At 64.9% G+C, this 19,384-nt stretch carries 17 protein-coding genes; 7 read left to right on the forward strand and 10 right to left on the reverse strand.

The window, feature by feature from the left end:
* Positions 1-6: 6 nt before the first annotated feature.
* From pqqC to pqqA, 3 genes are all read right to left on the reverse strand, one after another.
* Positions 7-786: a pyrroloquinoline-quinone synthase PqqC gene (gene pqqC / locus BCCGELA001_RS09425; protein ID WP_060735136.1), complete on the reverse strand. Its 780-nt coding sequence runs from the start codon at positions 784-786 to the stop codon at positions 7-9.
* Positions 783-1,712 carry a pyrroloquinoline quinone biosynthesis protein PqqB gene (gene pqqB / locus BCCGELA001_RS09430; protein WP_060735137.1) on the reverse strand — a complete coding sequence of 310 codons (930 nt, stop codon included), beginning with the start codon at positions 1,710-1,712 and terminating at the stop codon, positions 783-785. The genes pqqC and pqqB overlap by 4 nt, the downstream gene beginning before the upstream one ends.
* Before the next feature lie 127 nt (positions 1,713-1,839).
* Positions 1,840-1,920 carry a pyrroloquinoline quinone precursor peptide PqqA gene (gene pqqA / locus BCCGELA001_RS09435; RefSeq protein ID WP_007595659.1) on the reverse strand — a complete coding sequence of 27 codons (81 nt, stop codon included), beginning with the start codon at positions 1,918-1,920 and terminating at the stop codon, positions 1,840-1,842.
* Positions 1,921-2,165: 245 nt separating this feature from the next.
* Here pqqA and BCCGELA001_RS09440 point away from each other — a divergent pair, with 245 nt between their 5' ends.
* The 5 genes from BCCGELA001_RS09440 (at position 2,166) to tarD (ending at position 6,124) form a co-directional block, all read left to right on the forward strand.
* Positions 2,166-2,423, forward strand: coding sequence for a DUF6894 family protein (locus tag BCCGELA001_RS09440; RefSeq protein ID WP_008559811.1), 258 nt, complete (start codon positions 2,166-2,168; stop codon positions 2,421-2,423).
* Between the two features lie 242 nt (positions 2,424-2,665).
* Entirely contained in the window at positions 2,666-4,066 is a 1,401-nt protein-coding gene (locus BCCGELA001_RS09445; protein WP_008559808.1) for an amidase family protein, read from the forward strand.
* Between the two features lie 2 nt (positions 4,067-4,068).
* The gene (locus BCCGELA001_RS09450) at positions 4,069-4,545 is read left to right on the forward strand and encodes a glutathione peroxidase (protein ID WP_008559806.1); all 477 of its coding nucleotides are present in this window, start codon (positions 4,069-4,071) and stop codon (positions 4,543-4,545) included.
* 11 nt (positions 4,546-4,556) lie between these two features.
* Complete coding sequence (locus tag BCCGELA001_RS09455) at positions 4,557-4,799, forward strand: DUF3297 family protein (protein ID WP_008559805.1); 243 nt, start codon at positions 4,557-4,559, stop codon at positions 4,797-4,799.
* Positions 4,800-4,954: 155 nt separating this feature from the next.
* Positions 4,955-6,124: a D(-)-tartrate dehydratase gene (tarD, locus tag BCCGELA001_RS09460; protein WP_008559802.1), complete on the forward strand. Its 1,170-nt coding sequence runs from the start codon at positions 4,955-4,957 to the stop codon at positions 6,122-6,124.
* Between the two features lie 223 nt (positions 6,125-6,347).
* Here tarD and BCCGELA001_RS09465 read toward each other — a convergent pair whose 3' ends face one another.
* Entirely contained in the window at positions 6,348-7,700 is a 1,353-nt protein-coding gene (locus tag BCCGELA001_RS09465; protein ID WP_008559800.1) for a malonyl-CoA decarboxylase, read from the reverse strand.
* A 172-nt stretch (positions 7,701-7,872) separates the two neighbouring features.
* Positions 7,873-8,724 (reverse strand): AraC family transcriptional regulator, encoded by an 852-nt coding sequence (locus BCCGELA001_RS09470; RefSeq protein WP_060735138.1) that lies wholly within the window; start codon positions 8,722-8,724, stop codon positions 7,873-7,875.
* Positions 8,725-8,783: 59 nt separating this feature from the next.
* On the opposite strand from BCCGELA001_RS09470, the gene BCCGELA001_RS09475 reads away from it, so the two are divergent.
* The gene (locus BCCGELA001_RS09475) at positions 8,784-9,956 is read left to right on the forward strand and encodes an MFS transporter (protein WP_008559784.1); all 1,173 of its coding nucleotides are present in this window, start codon (positions 8,784-8,786) and stop codon (positions 9,954-9,956) included.
* A 208-nt stretch (positions 9,957-10,164) separates the two neighbouring features.
* Here BCCGELA001_RS09475 and BCCGELA001_RS09480 read toward each other — a convergent pair whose 3' ends face one another.
* Together BCCGELA001_RS09480 and BCCGELA001_RS09485 are read right to left on the reverse strand one after the other, a co-directional pair.
* Positions 10,165-13,323 (reverse strand): efflux RND transporter permease subunit, encoded by a 3,159-nt coding sequence (locus tag BCCGELA001_RS09480; RefSeq protein WP_060735139.1) that lies wholly within the window; start codon positions 13,321-13,323, stop codon positions 10,165-10,167.
* A gap of 11 nt (positions 13,324-13,334) precedes the next feature.
* On the reverse strand, positions 13,335-14,528 hold the full coding sequence (locus tag BCCGELA001_RS09485; RefSeq protein ID WP_008559774.1) for an efflux RND transporter periplasmic adaptor subunit: 1,194 nt from the start codon (positions 14,526-14,528) through the stop codon (positions 13,335-13,337).
* 233 nt (positions 14,529-14,761) lie between these two features.
* Between BCCGELA001_RS09485 and BCCGELA001_RS09490 the strand changes: the two genes are divergently transcribed.
* Entirely contained in the window at positions 14,762-15,553 is a 792-nt protein-coding gene (locus BCCGELA001_RS09490; protein ID WP_060737572.1) for an ABC transporter substrate-binding protein, read from the forward strand.
* A gap of 12 nt (positions 15,554-15,565) precedes the next feature.
* Here BCCGELA001_RS09490 and BCCGELA001_RS09495 read toward each other — a convergent pair whose 3' ends face one another.
* From BCCGELA001_RS09495 to BCCGELA001_RS09505, 3 genes are all read right to left on the reverse strand, one after another.
* Positions 15,566-16,561 (reverse strand): NAD-dependent epimerase/dehydratase family protein, encoded by a 996-nt coding sequence (locus BCCGELA001_RS09495; protein WP_060735140.1) that lies wholly within the window; start codon positions 16,559-16,561, stop codon positions 15,566-15,568.
* Positions 16,562-16,626: 65 nt separating this feature from the next.
* Positions 16,627-17,697 carry a hypothetical protein gene (locus BCCGELA001_RS09500; RefSeq protein WP_008559756.1) on the reverse strand — a complete coding sequence of 357 codons (1,071 nt, stop codon included), beginning with the start codon at positions 17,695-17,697 and terminating at the stop codon, positions 16,627-16,629.
* A 91-nt stretch (positions 17,698-17,788) separates the two neighbouring features.
* Positions 17,789-19,279 (reverse strand): flavin-containing monooxygenase, encoded by a 1,491-nt coding sequence (locus BCCGELA001_RS09505; protein ID WP_060735141.1) that lies wholly within the window; start codon positions 19,277-19,279, stop codon positions 17,789-17,791.
* Positions 19,280-19,384 lie beyond the last annotated feature (105 nt).

The following is a 19,384-nucleotide window of genomic DNA, read 5'->3' on the forward strand; positions in this document are numbered from 1 at the left end:
TGTCCCTCAGCTCGTTTTGGGCACGAATGCGCCCGGCGGAATGTGGCCCTCGACATAGGCGTGCTGGAGCGCATCGAGCTGCACCCACAGCACGTTGGTCTTGAAGATCAGCGCGTTGCACACAAGCGCGCGCTGCTCCGGTGTCGTGGCATGCGCCTTGACATAGTCGAGCGCAAAGCCGGCATCGCGCGGCGCTTGCGCCAGGCGGCGCTTGAAATAGCTCATGATGTCGGGGTTGACGAAGTCGTAATGCTCCAGCATGCCGGAGATGCGCTCCTCATGCAGGTTCGGCGCGAACAGCTCGGTGAGCGAGGAGGCGATCGCCTCCAGCGGGCTTTTTTCGCGGCAATAGTGCACGTAGGCTTCCACGGCAAAACGCGTCGCCGGCAAAATGCCTTCGGTCGATTCCACATAGGCTGTGTCGAGGCCGAGGCCCTCGGTCAGCTTCAGCCAGCGCTCGATGCCGCCCTCGCTGCCGACATCGCCATCATGGTCCTCGATGCGGTGGCGCCATTCCAGCCGCGTGGCGCGGTCGCGGAAGCGCGAGATCACCACCGCGTCCTTGATCGGGATCGTGCTCTGGTAATAGTAGCGGTTCAGCGCCCAGGCCTGCACCTGGCCCTTGTTCAGCTTGCCGCCATGCAGCAGCTTATGGAACGGATGCAGGCTGTGATAGCGCGTGGCGCCGATATGGCGCAGCGTCGCCTCGAGCTCCTCGGCGGAGTTGAGCTTGATGTCCTTGCCGATCGAGAGCGCGGTCATTCCTGTCAGTGACGCGGCATTCACAGCACGATCTCCGTTCCGTCGGCGGGTATCTGCCAGCCCGCCGCTTCCGTGGCTTTCCGCTCGGGTGACGTGGGCAGCAGCGCCGGATTCGAGTTATTGATATGCAGAAATATCTTCGTGTCGGTATCGAGATCGGCCAGCCGCGCGATCGCGCCGTCCTCGCCCGACATCGCGACATGGCCCATGCTCTTGCCGGTCTTGTGGCCGAGGCCGGCCTTGATCATCTCGTCGTCGCGCCACACCGTGCCGTCGAAGAACACCAGCGCCGCGCCGTCGAGCTTGGCCTTGAGCGCATCGGTCACCTCGGCGCAGGCGGCGATGAAATAGAAACACTTGCCGGTCGATTTGTCGGTGATCTTGAGGCCCAGCGTGTCGCCGTCACCGGTCTCACCGCCGGGATGCGCCTTGCCCTCCAGATACCAGGCCGACTTGCCCGGCACTGCGAACGGCAGCACCTCGATGCCTGAGCGCGCGCCATCCGGCAGCCGCGGCTCGAACGGCTCGTTGATTTCGGTCGGCTGACGCTGCACGTTCTTCTCGTTCAGCACGTTGAAGATGCTGTTGCTCTTCAGGATCGCCAGCACCTTCTCATGCGCGTAGATCGTGAAGGGCGAGCCTTCGCGCATCGACAACAGGCCCGCGACCGCATCCACCTCGCCATTGGTCAGGATCACGCCCGCAATGGGCGTATGGCGCAGCGCGCCCAGCTTCGGATGCAGCTGCGGCGTGGCGTTCAATTGCTGGCGAAGGTCGGGGGAGGCGTTGATCAGGAACCAATGTTCGCCGTCGCCGCTGAAGGCGACCGACGCCTGGGTTCTCACGAGGTCATGTCCGCTGGCACGGGCCGCCCGGCAGCCCTCGCAACCGCAATTCCATTGCGGCACTCCGCCGCCGGCTGCGGCGCCCAGGACGACGACGCGAAGCATGATCCGTCTCCTGGAGGGAACGCTGCGAGGTGGATCTCGGGCCGACATCGTTGCCGACAAAGATCATGTCTTCCGGCAATCGATCGTGACCGAGAGATCCACCTGCGCTGAATGCAGTCGCCGCCGCTTACTTGCGGGTGGCGCTCACATACATGTTGATTTCCATGCCGCAGGGCACTTCGACGATCTTCGGGGCTTTCCAGGCCATTTGGCTCTCCATTTTCGCGAATTCGGACGTATCCGCCCACGGGGTAAATTAATGCGGGCGCAGAAGTTCGCCAGTGAAATTTTCCCGAGAATGGGCATGCTGCGGCGCGAAATGACGCTGGAACTGTACTTCTGAGGACGCTGCCTTGCGCATGGCGCATTCGGTCGCGAACCCTGTCCTGATAAAGCGGTTGTGAGTGCAGTGCAGCTTCCAATCCGATACAGCGACCCAAACTGGATCACGTGATGCCCAGATATTTCTTCAACACCCGTATCGGCGACGAATTGATCGTAGATCCTGACGGCGAGGACCTGCGCAATCCCGACCGCGCCTGGGAGGTCGCCCGCCAGATGATCCTTGAAGTCGTGAAATCGGAAGGCACGCAACGGGCCCTGCTGGAAGCGGTGATCGAGGTGACCGATGCCGACGGCGAGATCGTGCTGGAGTTCCCCTTCACCGAGGCCCTGCTGGACATGCCGGACCCGTCCGCGACCCGGCATTAGAGGCTGCCGGCGGGATTGGTGAGACCTGCCCCAGCTCTCTCCCCGTCATTGCGAGGAGCGAAGCGACGAAGCAATCCAGAATCCCTCCTCGGAGGCGGTCTGGATTGCTTCGTCGCAAGGGGCTCCTCGCAATGACGGGGCATGAGCGCCACCGGCGCCGCACCCGCGGTCCACCCACGCGAAATCCGCATGGCTTTGCCGCGTTCCCGGCGCTAAAACACGCCGGTCATACGGAGCAAGCCATGCAAGATCTCTGGCGCCTGTCGGCTGCCGACCTCGCCACCCTCGTGAAATCCAAAAAAGTGTCTGCCAGGGAAGCCGCCAAGGCCGGTCTCGCCCGCCTGGATGCCGTCAATCCCCGGCTGAATGCGGTAATCGACCACCGGCCCGACGACGTGCTCAAGCAGGCCGACGCCGTCGATGCCGCCATCGCGCGGGGCGAGGATCCCGGCGTGCTCGCGGGCGTGCCCGTCACCATCAAGGCCAATGTCGACCAGGAAGGCTTTGCCACCACCAACGGCCTCAAGCTTCAGCGCGACGTCATCGCGCGCGAGGACAATCCCGTCGTCGCCAATTTCCGGAAATCGGGCGCGATCCTGCTCGGCCGCACCAATTGCCCGGCCTTCTCGTATCGCTGGTTCACCACCAATCTGATCCACGGCGACACCAAGAACCCCCGGGATGCCTCGCTGACGCCGGGCGGTTCCTCCGGCGGCGCCGGCTCGGCGGTCGCGGCCGGCATCGGCCACATCGCCCATGGCACCGATATCGCCGGCTCGGTCCGCTATCCCGCCTATGCCTGCGGCGTGCACGGACTGCGCCCGACCCTGGGACGCATCCCCGCCTTCAATCCGGCGCTGCCGGAGCGCCCGATCGGACCGCAGATCATGGCCGTGTCGGGGCCCCTGGCGCGCACGGTCAACGATTTGCGCATCTCGCTCGAAGCCATGTCGGCCCGCGACATCCGCGATCCCTGGTTCGTGCCGGTGCCGCTGCAAGGCCCTGACAGGGACAAGCGCGCCGCGCTCTGCCTCAATCCGGGTGGTCTTGCCACCACGCCGGAGGTGAAGGCGGCGGTGAGCGATGCCGGCAAGCGGCTGGAGCGCGCCGGCTGGACCGTCGATATCATCGAGGACACGCCGCCGATGCGCGAGGCGGTCGAGTGGCAGATCAAGCTCTGGCTCGGCGACGGCTATGAGGCGCAGCTGGAAGCTGCCGAACGCGAGGGCGATCCCGGCGCGCTGGCGTGCGTGCGCGGCAACCGCGGCAGGGTCACGCCGATGGACCAGGCCAATTACGCCAAGGCGCTGACGCGACGCGCCACGCTCACCCGCGAGTGGATGCTGTTCTTCGAGAAATACGCGGTGCTGCTGACGCCGGTCTCCGGCGAATTGCCGTTCCCAGATCATCTCGACCGCAAGGACGACGAATCCTTCAAACGTGTCTGGGAAGCGCAGCTGCCGCAGATCGCCATTCCCTTCATGGGACTGCCGGGCCTCGTGGTCTCCACCGGCCTCGTGGGCAAGGCGCCGGTCGGCGTGCACATCGTCTCTGGCCGCTATCGCGAGGATCTGTGCCTGCTCGCGGGCGAAGCGATCGAGGCCGGCGGCGTGCCGCCGTCGCCGATCGATCCCGTGGGCTAGCGATGACCGCCATCTACGATTTCAAGGCCAACTCGCTTGCCGGCGAGGAGGTCGCCATGCGCAGGTTCGAAGGGCAGGTGCTCCTGATCGTCAACACCGCGAGCAAATGCGGCTTCACGCCGCAATATCGCGGCCTTGAGGATCTCTATCGCGATCTGTCCCCGCGCGGCTTCTCGGTGCTCGGCTTTCCCTGCAACCAGTTCGGCGCGCAGGAGCCGGGGCAGGCGGGCGAGATCCAGGCCTTCTGCTCGACCAACTACGACGTCACCTTCCCGCTATTCGCGAAGATCGACGTCAACGGCGCCAATGCGCACCCGTTATATGAGTACCTGAAACGCCAGCAATCCGGGCTTCTCGGCGCCGCCATCAAATGGAATTTCACCAAATTCCTGGTGGACCGTGCCGGCAAGGTGATCGCGCGCTACGCGCCGACCGCGCGGCCGGAAGGCTTGCGCAACCAGATCGAAACACTGTTGTGAGCGAGACAATCATGAGCGACGAATTCCCTGATCGACTGTCGGTCGATCCGAACAGCCCCTATTACAACGCGGACATCCTCTCGCGCGACGTCGGCATCCGTTTCAAGGGTATCGAGAAGACCAATGTCGAGGAATACTGCATCAGCGAAGGCTGGGTCCGCGTCACCGCCGGTAACGCCAAGGACCGCCACGGCAACCCGCTGACCATCAAGGTGCACGGCCCGGTCGAGCCGTATTTCAGGGATAAGAAGTAGCTATTCCGCTTCGGGACGCACCACACCCTCCGTCGTCATGCCCGGGCTTGACCCGGGCATCCACGTCTCCGAACTCGCTCCGTAGCAAAGGCGTGGATGGCCGGGTCAAGCCCGGCCATGACGAGTGGAGAGGGTCAACCAGAAAGCCAAATCCCATGTCCGTCCGCATCGTCGACGTCCGCGAGATCACCAAGCCGATCTCGTCCCCGATCCGCAACGCCTATATCGACTTCACCAAGATGACGACCAGCCTCGTCGCGGTCGTCACCGACGTCGTGCGCGACGGTAAGCGCGTCGTCGGCTACGGCTTCAACTCCAACGGCCGCTACGGTCAGGGCGGCCTGATCCGCGAGCGCTTCGCCGCGCGCATCACGGAAGCCGATCCGAAGTCGCTGCTGAATGCTGCCGGCGACAATCTCGATCCCGACAAGGTCTGGGCCGCGATGATGACCAACGAGAAGCCGGGCGGCCATGGCGAGCGCTCGGTCGCGGTCGGCACCATCGACATGGCGGTGTGGGATGCGGTGGCGAAGATCGCCGGCAAGCCGCTGTTCCGTCTGCTCGCGGAGCGCCACGGCGTCACCGCCAATCCGCGCGTCTTCGTCTACGCCGCCGGCGGCTATTATTATCCCGGCAAGGATCTCTCGATGCTGCGCGGCGAGATGCGCGGCTATCTCGACCGCGGCTACAACGTCGTGAAGATGAAGATCGGCGGCGCGGGAATCGAGGAGGACCGCACGCGCATCGAGGCGGTGCTGAAGGAGATCGGCAAGGATGCGCAGCTCGCGGTGGACGCCAACGGCCGCTTCGATCTCGAGACCGGCATCGCCTATGCCAAGATGCTGCGCGACTATCCCTTGTTCTGGTACGAGGAGGTCGGCGATCCCCTCGACTACGCACTGCAGGCTGCGCTCGCCGAGTTCTATCCGGGCCCGATGGCAACGGGCGAAAACCTGTTCAGCCACCAGGACGCCCGCAATCTGATCCGCTACGGCGGCATGCGCCCCGATCGCGACTGGCTGCAATTCGACTGCGCGCTGTCCTATGGCCTGTGCGAATACCAGCGCACGCTTCAGGTGCTGAAGACTCACGGCTGGTCGCCCAGCCGCTGCATCCCGCACGGCGGCCACCAGATGTCGCTCAACATCGCTGCCGGTCTCGGCTTAGGCGGTAACGAAAGCTATCCCGACCTGTTCCAGCCCTATGGCGGTTTCCCCGACGGCGTGCGCGTCGAGAACGGCCACATCACCATGCCCGATCTCCCCGGCATCGGCTTCGAAGGCAAGTCCGATCTCTACAAGGAGATGAAGGCGCTGGCGGAGTAGGGCGGGCTGGCAGTGGGACGCGACGGCGTCCCCAACTCTCCACTGTCGTGCCCGCGAAGGCGGGGACCCATAACCCCAGGGAGGAGTCGTGGCGCGAACTGGAAGCTCCGAGTCCCCGTAACCACGTCTCCCTGTGGTTACGGTCCCGGATCTGCGCTTCGCTTGTCCGGGACGACGACTGAGGTTGTGGCTATGGATCAGCGCAGGCCACTAGCGCTGCCTTCTACGATAACCGCATATCCAGCAACCGCCGTCCTTCGCCCTTGAGCAGCTTCTTCACCGCGCTCGACGCCACGACCTCGCCGTCATTGGCGTAGGCTTCGTGGTTCTTCTCGATGTCGTCGAGCCGGTAGAGATAGTTGACCATCACGCCGGCGGATTCGCGCACGCCCTTGGGCGAGAGATCGCCCAGCCAGTTGATGCGCTCCAGCCGCGCGCCGTTGCCGAGATGGAAGCGGGCGACGGAGTCGATCAGCTTGCCCTTCGGCGTGCGCGCCTTGAGGAAATAATGCGCTGCCAGCGGCTCGATCACGCCGCGCAGCAGCGCGGTCGTCTCGGGGCTCTCGAACCATTTGGGATCGTCGAGACGCTTCAGCGTCTCGCGGTCCTCGTCCGAGAGCGGCAAATCCTTGTCCTGCTTCACCCAGGCCATGAAGCCGGGCACCGGTGACAGCGTCACGAAGGTGTCGAGCTTCGGCGTTTCGCGGCGCAGCTCTTCCACCACCTGCTTGATCAGGAAGCTGCCGAAGGAGATGCCGCCAAGGCCGCGCTGGGTGTTGGAGATCGAATAGAATACGGCGGTGCGTGCGCGCTCGATCGGCAGATGCTGGCGGTCGACCGCGAGCAGGGGCTGGATCGCGCCGGGGATGGTCTCGGTCAACGCCACTTCGACGAAGATCAGGGGCTCGTCGACCATTGCGGGGTGGAAGAAGGCGTAGCAGCGGCGATCGACCGGATCGATGCGGCGGCGCAGATCGTCCCAGTCGGAGATCTCGTGCACGGCTTCGTAACGGATGATCTTTTCGAGGATGTTGGCCGGGGTCGACCAGTCGATCCTGCGCAGCACGAGAAACCCCCTGTTGAACCACGAAGAGAGAAGATGCGAGACGTCGCGATCGAGCGCGGCGAGATCGGTATGCCCGTTCATCATGCCGAGCAGGTCGGCGCGCATGTTGACGAGATCGCCGGTGCCGCCGGGCGCGCGGTTGAGGCGACGGATCAGCTCCTGCCGCCGCGGCTCAGAGGCGAAGTGCAACGAGCTCGCGTCCTCGTCGGTCGGCCTGGCGCGCCATTTCTCGATCGCCCTCGACAGCCGTTCCCGGTCGGGGCCGAAATCGCGCACCAGCCCTTCGAAGAAGGCGCGGCGTCCGGCCGGGTCGAGCTCCCGGTAGATGTCGAGCACCTCACGCGCCATCGCCGTGCCGGAGGCTTCGCCCCGGCCTGACAGCAGCGCATCGCAGAGCTCAATCAGTCCGTCGGCATCCCGCCTGGTATCGGCGGAATCTCCGCGACGCAGCAGCGTGCGGCCGCGCTCGGAGATGGTGGCGAGCAGGTCGGAGAAGAAGGCATTGGCCATCTGGGCTTTCGTATCAGGTTTGTGCGATGCGGGAAGCTTACACGGGATTTAGGGGGAAGCCGATCACAATCAAGCAGGTGAACTTTGTATCTTTAGTGGCGCCATGCATCCGACGGTGCGCTGTCATGCCCCGGCTTGACCGGGCCATCCAGTACGCCGCGGCTTCTCGGGGTTAGCCGCGCCGCCTCGGAGTACTGGATCGCCCGATCAAGTCGGGCGATGACACCGAGTGTGTTGCAAACTCCGTCGGCGTGCGCCCCGTCACCTGGCGGAACGCGGCCGAAAACGCCGGCACGCTGGCATAGCCGAGCGATGTCGCAAGCTGCTTCACCGACACGGTTGCATCCGTCGATATCAGCTGGATCGCGGCCGCAATCCTCGCGCGCTGGCACCAGCTCTTGAAGCTCAGCTGCGTCTCGGTCGAGAACAGCCGCGACAAGGTCCGCGCGGACGTTCCGACCTCACGCGCCAGCGTGTCGATGTCGTGCAGGCCGGTGGGATCGTCGAGCACGATCATCGCGGCACGGCGGCAGCGCGCTTCACGCGGCAGCGGCACGAAGGTCGCGGAATCCTCGGCCTGGTGCAGTTCCAGCATCACCAGGCGCACCAGGAGCTCGGTGCGCTCCTCGGTATTGCGCGCGTCGAACAGCGCGAGGATCGCCTGATTGAGCAGCGGCGACACCCGCACCACGAACTCCCTGGTCAATCCCTCATAGCGCTTTTCGCGCTTGAGCCAGGCCAGGTCGAAATACAGCGTCCGCATCTCGATGTCGGCGAGCAGGTCAATGGCATGCTCGAGCCCGGCGGGTACCCAGACCGCGCGGTCCGGCGGCACCAGCCAGCGTCCCCCTGGTGTCGTCACCTGCATCGTGCCCTTCGCCGCATAGATGAGCTGCGCCTCGCGGTGCAGATGCGGGTCGATCCGCATGCCTTTGGGGTAATCGCGCGCGACCAGGTGCACGCCTGCGGGCGAGCGGTGGTTGCTCCGGACCTCCCGCAGAATTGGCGTTTCCAAGACAGTCATTGGCGGCACCCCGTCATGGGCAAGACATATAACTCATTTCGGAGCAGGAGAGGATTCGTATGAACAGCCCCAGCCGGGTCATCAGTTTCGTCAATGCCGGCCATTTCATCGACCATTATTCGATGCTGATCTTTGCAGCCGCGGTCATCATCATGGGGCCGGCCCTCGGCATGGCCTATTCGGAACTCCTGCCTTACGCGACGCCGGGCTTCGTCGCCTTCGGCGCAGGCTCGCTGCTGACCGGCTGGCTCGGCGACCGCTGGAGCCGCCGCCACATGATGCTGATCTTCTTCCTCGGCATCGGGGCCTCCATGATCGCGGTCGGCTTCGTGCAGACCCCGGCGCAGCTGGGCGCCGCGCTGCTGGCGATCGGCATCTTCGCCTCGATCTATCATCCGGTCGGCACAGCCATGATCGTGTCCTACGCCGACAGGCTCGGCCGCGAGATGGGCATCAACGGCGTCTGGGGCAATCTCGGCGTCGCTTCGTCCGCGCTCGTCACCGGGGTGATCGGCCAATATTTCGGCTGGCGCGCCGCCTTCATCGTCCCCGGCGTCGTCACCATCCTGATCGGCATCGCCTTCGCGATGATGGTCGTGCACGAGGACCGCAAGGGCTCCAAGCAGGCGGCGGCGCAGGCGCGGGTGGCGAAGCAAGACATGTGGCGCGTGATTCTATCGCTGCTGATCGTCGTGATCGCGATCTCGACCACGTTCAACGCCGTCACCGTGGCGCTGCCAAAGCTGTTCGCGGAGCGGCTCGCGGACCTCACCAGGAGCCCGGCGCTGTTAGGCGTCATCGCGGCCGGCGTCTACGTGTTCGGCGCGATGACGCAATACACGATCGGCCGGCTGCTCGACCGCTATTCGCTGAAGACGGTGGCGCTGCCGCTGTCCTTCATGCTGGCGCCGTTCCTGTATCTGGCCGCGAGTCTGTCCAACCTGCCGCTGATCGTGGTTTCGATCGGCATCGTCATGGGGGCGTTCGGGCAGGTCACGGTCAACGACGCCATGGTCGGCAAATACACCACCGAAGAGTGGCGTTCGCGCGCCTATGCGGTGCGCTATTTCGTCGGCTTCACCGCGGCCGGCGCTTCGGTCGGCCTGGTCGCCTGGCTCTACGAGCAGGGCGGCTTCGTCACCATGCTGCACGCCTTCGCCGCCCTCTGCCTGCTCGCCATCGCCGCCGCTCTGATCCTGCCCCGCGAGATCAGGACGCCGCAGGCGGCGTGAGGACGCCGGTCTCGTGTCCCGCACAAGCTGCAACGTGTAGGCGTTGCTGCGGCGGCAAGTCACGCATATCGCTGATCATGCCATTCTGCCTCTGTTTTGCCCGACGAAGCAACCGGTTCGGCTAATCCGAAAGTTTCCGAGCGATTTCAACATCATCCCTACTGTGCATGGGGTTGTTTTCGCATCTTGTTTTGAGGCTGCGGAATAATTACGGCTTCACCTCCGCCATCGGCTGCGCCTTCGGGGCCTTGCTGCTCGCGCGCCAGTTCTCGAAACGCTGCACCACCACGAAGAAGGCCGGCACGAACAGCACTGCGAGGCAGGTGGAGGCCAGCATGCCCGAGAACACGGTGATGCCGATCGACTTGCGCGCGCTGGCGCCGGCGCCGGTCGCGAGCACCAGCGGCACCACGCCGAGAATGAAGGCAAACGAGGTCATCAGGATCGGCCGGAAGCGGGCACGCGCTGCTTCGATCGCCGATTCGATGACCGGCTTGCCGTCGCGGCCGTGCAGCTCGAGCCCGACCTCGACGATCAGGATCGCGTTCTTCGCCGACAGCGCGATCAAGAGGATCAGGCCGATCTGGCAATAGAGGTTGTTGTCGATCTTGAGCGCGCTGAGGATCAGCATCGGCCCGAGCAGCGACAGCGGCACCGCGAGGATCACCGAGATCGGCGCGTACCAGCTCTCGTACTGGCCGGCGAGTACGAGATAGACCAGCAGCATGGCAAGGCCGAACACCCAATAGATCTGATTGGAGACCGCCTTCTCCTGATAGGACATCGCGGTCCATTCATAGCCGGTACCCGGCGGCAGAGTCTTGTCCGCGATGTCCTCCATCAGCTTCAGCGACTGGCCCGATGAATAGCCCTGCGCCGGCAGGCCGATCACGGTCGAGGACGGATAGAGGTTGTAGAGGCTGATCAGCGACGGTCCGGTCGCCGGCGTGATCTTGGCGATAGTGCCGATCGGGATCATGTCGCCGTTCGAGTTGCGCACCTGCATGTTGGCGATGTCGCGCTCGGTGACGCGGAAGGCCGGATCGGCTTGGGTGTAGACCTGGAACACGCGGCCGAACTTGTTGAACTGGTTGACGTAGGACGAGCCGAGATAGGTCGACAGCGCCGAGAACACCTGGTCGGTGGTGACGTGCAGGGTCTGGGTCTTGACGCGGTCGATCTCGACGTTGAACTGCGGCACCGACGAGCGGAACGAGGATTGCACGCGCTGGAGCGCGCTCTGGCTCCCGGCGTTGCTGACCATCGCGCTCGTGATCGCCTGCAGCTTGGCGAAATCGCTGTTGCCGTCGCGCAGCTCGACCTGCATCGAGAAGCCCGCGGCGTTGCCGATGCCCTGGATCGGCGGCGGCGGCAGCACGATGGTGCGGGCCTCCATGATGGTCGCGAGCTTGTCGTTGAGCCCGAAGACCAGCGAGCGCAGATCCTCGCCGGGCCCTTTGCGCGCGTCCCAGTCCTTCAGGATGATGTAGGCGACGCCGGCATTGGCAAGGCTGGCGCTGTTGTCGAGCGCGGAGATGCCGGCGATGGTGATGACCTGCGCCACGCCGGGCGTGTCCTTGATCAGCGCGCTCGCTCGGTCGAGCACGGCTTGCGTCCGCTCCAGCGCGGCGCCGTCGGGCAGCTGCACGGCGGCGATCAGATAGCCCTGGTCCTCGATCGGCAGGAAGCCGGTCGGCACCCGCGACAGGCCATAGCCACTGGCTGCGATGATCAGCAGCGCAAACGCGACGGAGACAGTGGCGTGCTTGACGAGAAAGGTGATCAACCGCGTGTAGCCGCGCTCGACGCGGTTATAGACGGCGTTGAAGCCGCGGTAGAAGAAATTGCGCTGCTCCGGCGGCACCGCCGGCCGCAGCCACAGCGCGCATTGCGTCGGCTTCAGCGTCGCCGCGTTGATCGCGGACAGAAGCGCGGTCGCGGCGATCACCAGCGCGAATTGCGAATAGATACGCCCGGTCAGTCCAGCGAGGAACGAAGCCGGCAGGAACACCGAGATCAGCACCAGCGTGATGCCGACGATCGGCGCGAACAGCTGGTCCATCGCCTTGATCGCGGCGTCGTGGCCATTCATGCCCTGCTCGATGTTGTGGGCGGCGCCTTCGACCACGACGATGGCGTCGTCGACCACGATGCCGATCGCGAGCACGATCGCGAACAGCGTCGACATGTTGATGGTGAAGCCGAGCGCTGCCATCGCGGCGAACGCGCCGATGATCGTCACAGGCACCGTCGTTGCCGGCACCAGCATCGCGCGCCAATCCTGCAGGAACACTAGGATCACGACCAACACGAGCAGGCCGGCCTCGATCAGCGTCATGTAGACCTCGTGCACCGAGGCCTCCACGAACTTGGTGGTGTCGAACGGGGTGTCGTATTTGACGCCCTCGGGGAAGCGCTTGGCGAGCTCCGCCATCTTCCTCTCGACGGCCTGCTCGACCTGGAGCGCGTTGGCGCCGGGCGACTGGAACACGCCGATGCCGACCGCCGGCTGCTTGTTGAGGGAGAAGATCTGGCTGTAGGTCTGCGCGCCCAGTTCGACCCAGCCGACGTCGCGCACGCGCGTGACGTCGCCGCTGCTGCCCGATTTGACGATGATGTTCTCGAACTGGCTGGTGTCGTCGAGCCGTCCGTTGACGTTGAGCGTGTACTGGAAGGCCTGGCCCGGTGGCGTCGGCGGCGCGCCGACCTGGCCGGCGGAGACCTGCTGGCTCTGCTGCTGGATTGCGTTGATGACGTCCTGCGGCACCAGGCCCCGCGCCTGCAGCTTATTCGGATCGAGCCACACCCGCATCGAATACTGGCCGGCGCCGAACACGGTGACGTTGCCGACACCGGGCAGGCGCGAGAGCTCGTCGCGGATGTTGATGGTGGCGTAGTTGCTCAGATACAGACTGTCGTATCTGGAGTCCGGCGAGGTCAGGGTCACGAACAACAGAATCGAGGTCGACCGCTTCTGCACGGTGACGCCCTGGTTCTGCACGGCTTGCGGCAATTGCGACAGCGCGCTGGAGACGCGGTTCTGCACCAGCACTTGTGCGAAGTTGAGGTCGGTGCCGATCTTGAAGGTCACCGTCAGCGTGTAGGTACCATCGGAGGCGCTGTAGGACTGCATGTAGAGCATGTCCTCGACGCCGTTGACCTGCTGCTCGATCGGCAGCGCCACAGTGTCAATCACGGTCTTGGCGCTGGCGCCGGGATAGCGCGTCGTCACCTGCACGGTCGGCGGCACCACGTCGGGATACTGCGCGATCGCGAGATTGAACAGCGCGACGCCGCCGATCAGGATCATCAGCAGCGCGATGACGTTCGAGAGGACCGGCCGCTCGATGAAGAATTTTGAGATCATGGCTGGCGCTCCTACTTGGCAGACGCCTGGGGCTGCTCGATCTTCGTCACCTGCGGGTCGATCTTCTGGCCCGGGATCACCCGCAGCAGCCCGGCGATGACCACGCGGTCCTCCGGCTTCAGGCCGCTCTCGATCACGCGCAGGCCGTTGTCGACGGGGCCGATCTGCACCTTGCGCTGCTCGACCGTGTTGTCGGCGTTCACGACGAGGAGGTAGCGGCCGCCCTGGTCGCTGCCGAGCGCGGTGTCGGGGACGAGGAGCGCGCTCTTCTCCTGGTCGAAAGGCACGCGAACGCGGACGAAATAGCCGGGGAGCAGAACCCGCTTGTCGTTGGGGACGAGTCCGCGCACCGCCAGCGTGCCGGTCGATTGATTGAGGGTCGGCGAGACGTAGTCGAGATGCCCCTCATGCGGATAGCCGGTGTCGGTCTGCAGGCCGATCTGAATTGGAAATTGCTTCATGTCAGCGGGCGTCAGTCCCCTGCGTGCCGCCTCGGCGCGGATGCGCAGCACGTCCTGCTCGTTGACGGTGAAGTTCACATAGATCGGATCCAACGCGACGATGGTTGCGAGCTGGGTCGGGGAGGAGACGCCGACGAGCTCGCCGATCGAGACCAGGTGGGCGCTGACGACGCCGTCGAACGGCGCCGTCACCTTGGTGTAGCCGTAGTTGACTGCGGCGAGCCTGGTATTGACCTGGGCCTGCTGAAGACTGGCTTGAGCGTTGTCGCGGGTCGACGTCGAGGTGTCGAGCGTCGCCTGCGAGACCGCTTGGCGCTGCACCAGCTCTACCTGCCGTTTGAAATCGGCTTCGGCCTGCTTGAGCGAGGCCTGCGCGCCGGCCTCGGCGGCCTGCGCCTGCTCAAGCTTGAGCTTGTAGGTCTCGGGCTCGATCGTGAAGAGCTGGGTGCCCTGCTTGACGAAGGTGCCGTCCTGGTAGTCGATCGATTGCAGAAATCCTTGCACGCGCGCGACGAGATCGACGCTCTTGATCGGCGCGGTGTTGCCGGTCGCCTCGATATAGCGCGTCACCGCACGCTGCACCGGCGTTGCAACGTCCACCTTGGGCGGCGGCGGAGCCACGAATGTGTTCTTGTCCTCGCAGCCGGCGAGCGCAACGACGATGGATGCCGCCGCCAAGCCCCGCCCGACATGGCTCCACGCTTTCTTGCGTCGTGCGGAAGATGCGAGATTCGCGCGCGTCATTCGGTGGCCCCCGATTGCTCTCTGTCGGTGCGGCAGGCTACCAACAAATGCCCGGCCGTGGAACACCATAGCCATGGCAGTCACGGGCCTTGCACTGCAAACGGTGGTGTGCCCTTTGACGGATTCGTCAGGACAAAGGGCTTTTCACTGGGCGCACGATCGACCAGAATTGTGTCAAAGGCCGTGTGATCGACGTGATGGGTCAAAAGAAGAAAAGGTGCGGAGAGCATGACATGCCAACCCCATTCCGGTCGGCCCTCGCCGGCCTCGTTCTCGCAGCGGCGGTCGCCATGCCCGCGCTAGCCGATGGCCTGAAAGACGAGATCGCGCCGACCGGCAAGTTGCGTGTCGCGATCGCGATCAGCCCGGCGGGCGGAGCGTTCTGGTCGACCAGGACCGACGCCGGCTATGCCGGCGTTCCGGTCGACCTCGGCAAGGATATGGCGGCGCAACTCGGCGTGCCCGTCGAATATGTCGTGCACCAGAATTCCGGGCAGATCACAGATGCCGCGTCAAAAGGGACGTGGGACGTCACCTGGCTCCCGAAGGACCCCGAGCGCGAGACCAAGATGTCGTTCGGCCCGATCTACGAGGTCGCCGATGCCACTTACATCGTCAAGCCGGGGTCGAGCATCACCAGTTTCGCCGCGCTCGATCAGCCCGGCATGAAGGTCGCGGCCGTCAATGCCACCACCACCATGCGCGGCGCCATCGCACATCTGAAGCATGCAAAGGTGACCGGCTATCAGACCTATGATGAAATTTTCGGCCTGCTGAAGAGCGGCGACATCGATGCCTTCGCGCTGTCGCGCGACCAGCTCAACAAGATGGCGCAGAAGATTCCGGGCACGAAGGTGCTGGACGAAACCTTCAAGAAAACGGTGACCGCCGTCGCCGTCCCGCTCGGCCACAGCCGGGCCTTGGCCTTCGTCACCAAATTCATGACGGACGCAACGGCGAACGGCACGCTGCGCAAGGCTTATGACAATAACGGCTTGAAGGATTCTCCGATCCGGACGGAGTAGCTTACGGGCCGGCTAGATTGCGGTGGCAGTCACGCCGCGCGCGTGCCACGCGGAAAGCACCGCGCCTTCCTCATCGGCGCTGAGACCGACCACCGGCCCGTTGCTGGCGCGGAGCCAATGAAGCGTATCCCGCGCCGTGGCTGCGAACGGCCGAGCAGTCAATCCGGCCTCGCGCGCCGGCGAGGTATCTCGTGTCATAAAGCCGGCGAAGTCGGGCAGCGGCAGCCAGAGCGGCAGTGATCGCGGACCCGCCCATCGCCGCACGTCATGCGCTTCCAGGAAAGTGCGATCGACCCAGGTGAACGTGCAGGATGCGTCCAGCGCCGAGGCGCACTCGGCCAGGAACTCACCGCGCCTGCGCACCGGTCCGATCCCGTCAAAGATGCCGGTGAGACGAACCTCTGCGGCATGCACGATCCATTGCGCGAGGTCACGCACATCGATGAGCTGGACGGCGTCCTCCGGTGATCCCGGCGCCAGCACCTCGCCGCCGCGCGCGAGCCGCGCTGGCCAGTAAGCAAAGCGCCCGGTCGGGTCCTCCGGCCCGGCGATCAGGCCGGCACGGCATATGAAGGCATCGCCGCCGACGGCCTGTTCGCAGGCGACCTTGGCCGCGCCATAGATGGCATCGGTGCTGTGCGCGATGTCCGCCGAAGCGGGCTCGCGCAGCGGCGCCGTGTCGGCGCGTTGTCCCGGTATGCGATTGTCGGCATAGACGCTGACGGTTGACACGAAAGTCCAATGCACACCCGGCCGCTTCAGCGCTGCGACCGCGCGGCGGACCTGGCCGGGGTGACGCGAGACGTCGACCACGGCATCGAACGTCTCGCCGGTCAGTGGCGTGAGACCGTCCGCGACGTCGCGATCGATTCGCACGAAGCGCGCGCCTGCCGCAATTGGCCCGGCAAGCCCGCGGGCTGCACAGGTCACGTCGTGACCGGCAGCGCAGGCATGGCTTGCGATCGCCCGGCCGAGAAACTGGCTGCCGCCGAGAATGAGGAGGCGCATGGAAGCTCCGTGCCGCCGATGAGGTCGAGATCTTACAACGTCCGGTAGCAGTTGCAACCGATCCCTCAGCGCGCCTTGATCTCCGAATATTTCGCCATCGCTTTCTCGAACTTGCGGTTGAACAGCCACATCGCCGCGAGAATCTCGCGGAAGCTCGCCGAGGTCCTTGCCCGGTCGGCCCGTCCGAACGCGAAGATGCTGTTGTTGCGCAAATACTTTATGACCGTGGGACTGGACACCCTGTAGTTCAGGAGATCGCCCGATTTGAGCGCCGACCGCGTCGGGGTCGGAACGATCTGGATCAGCTGGAACAGTTTCATCTGGTCGATCGGGTCGGGCAGCGTCTTCACGATCCCCGGGATCTCGCGGAAAATTTCAGCGTGAGCATTCATCAGCCCGTCGCGCACATTGGTCCAGTGATTGAAGCGATGATCGGTGCCGCGGGCCCGCGCCTCTTCCTTGTCGTCGCGCGCGCTCAGCTCGGGATCGATCGCCGCGATGTCGCCCTTGATCTTGTCCCATTTCTTCAGGCCGTTGCGGTCTTCGGAAGGGCCGGTCTGGAAGCTGCCCATATAGGTGTTCGAGCGCGCATTGCGGACGTTCTGCTTGCCGTTGGTTTCCGCATAGAACAGCCCGAGACTGATGCGCCCCGCGATTTCCGCGTGATGCGATGCCAGCCCCTTGGCGCGTGCAATCGCGACGGCGAGATCGACGACATCCTTGAACGGCGTCGGCGATTTCTGCGCGCCGGCGGGCGGCGCCTCCATGATCTCGAACAATGCGGCATATTCGTCGATCAGCGGCTCGATGGCAGCGTCGAAATAGGCCGGAGGTATCTCGAACTTGTTGGGCTTTCCGATTCGGGAAGGAATGGCGTCCGTGAGATCCTTGTAGGTGCTGATCACGGCAACGCGCGCCAGGTAGAGCGCTTGTCCGGGTAGGTTCGGCAAGCGCTCTTTCGCATCGATCTGACGCCGTCGCTCGGCCAGGATGGATTTGAAATCGGCGAGCGCGCGATCATGGGCAGCGACCGCAGCCGCTTGCTGGGACGTAAGCCCAGTCTGCCCGAAGGCGGGTGCCATGACGAGCAAGGCGAGCACCGCAAATGCTGCGGCGGCAAGGCGTCTCAATCCCATGGCCGGTTCCCATCGATTCGCTGGCCTGGGAGATCGTAAACATCGAAGCCGCAGGCTGGCGAGATGCAAATCCCGTTCAGCCGCGATCTCCTCACGCTGCCCGGTAGTCCGGCGCGGTCGCCAGGAACTTGGCATAGGCGTCCGCGTCGGGCGGTGCGAAGCGCCCGGCAAGCCCGCCGCGCTTCTGGTTCTTCGCGCCGATGTCGGCCATCAGCTCGTCGAAATGGCGGTAGTGGTAGGGCGCAACGCACAGTCCGCCATAGACGCCCGCGGCCGGCCGTTCGACGCGCTTGAAGTGCAGCATCATCTCGATGTTGTCGCGCATCTGCTGCGCCGTCGGCTGATTGGCGAGCCGGCCGTCGGCATAGCGTACCAGCCAGTTGGCGGCGAGGTCGGCGCAGAGCACGGTGCAGAACGACGAGTTGAAGCCGACGAAGCCAAGCTCGGGCAGATCGGGGTTGGCGATCAGACGATAGAGCCGGTACTGGCCGTCGGCATCGACCAGCTTCTGCTGGTAGGCCGCAGGCAGGAACGGCACGCCGAGCTTGTAGCCGATCGCGAGCACAGCGACGTCCGCCTTGATGCGCTCGCCACCGCTCATCACGATGCTGTCGCCGTCATAACGATCGAACGTGCCGAACACCGCCTTGATGCGGCCGTCGGCGACCATCGGATAGAAGCCCGGCGTTGCGATCGGCACCGAGCAGTTGACGCCGTCCTCGATCCGCTCCTTCGGCACCATGTTGCAGCGGCCAAGCTTGAGTTGCGTCTTCAGCAGGCTCTCCAGCCCGCGCCAGTTCGCCCAGACCAGCGGTGCGGCCAGGCGATGCGCGAGCCGCGCCATCGGGCCGATGCCCCAGCCCGGAAACATCTCTTCCTGCGCGCGGATGTAGAGGATGCGCTTGAAGTTCACGAGCCCGCCGATGAAGTAGGGGATGCGCCAGACCGGCTCGCGCATCACGATCGTCACCTCGCGTGCGCCCGCCTTCACCGCGTTGACCGCGATGTCGGTCGCCGATTTCGAGCCGCCGAGGACGACGACGCGGCGCCCGTTCGCCAGGGCGCCATCGTTGTATGTCGACGAATGCAGGATCTGGCCTCCCCGGGCCAGAAAGCCGTCCTCGCCGGGGCAATGCAGCTCGCGCGGCTCGTTGAACTGGCCGGTGCAGACCGCGACGAAATCGAAGTCCTCGTTCGTGGTCGCGCCGTCCTTGCCGGTCAGCGCGAGCGTCCAGCCCGGCTTGCCGTCGGCGCGGCGCGCCATGCCCGCGACGGACGTATTGAAACGCAGCATGCGGTCGAGGCCAAAACTCTTGGCGTAATCGGCGAGGTAGGCATGGACCTGCGGCCCGGTCGGCCATTCCGGATAGGCATCGGGCATGGCGCGGTCGGTGTAGCGGTAGAGCTCCTTCGGGCTCTGTGTCTGCACGTCCGGATAGGAGCGAGCCGGCTCCCAGACGCCGCCGAGATCGCCGCTGCGCTCGACGATGGTGACGCGGTGGCCGCGGGCGGAGAACGCCTTGGCGGCAGCAAGGCCGGAGACGCCGCCGCCGATTACGCAGACATGTTTTGGGTTGACCATGGGGTTGCTCGCAATCGAGATGTTTCGCGCGCAAGCAGCGACGTTCGACCGCAAGGCGCGGCCGACCGAGCTGCCAACGGGTGAAGGTAGACGAAGAGGCCGGAC

It is taken from the genome of Bradyrhizobium sp. CCGE-LA001 (genome assembly GCF_000296215.2).
Lineage (GTDB): Bacteria > Pseudomonadota > Alphaproteobacteria > Rhizobiales > Xanthobacteraceae > Bradyrhizobium.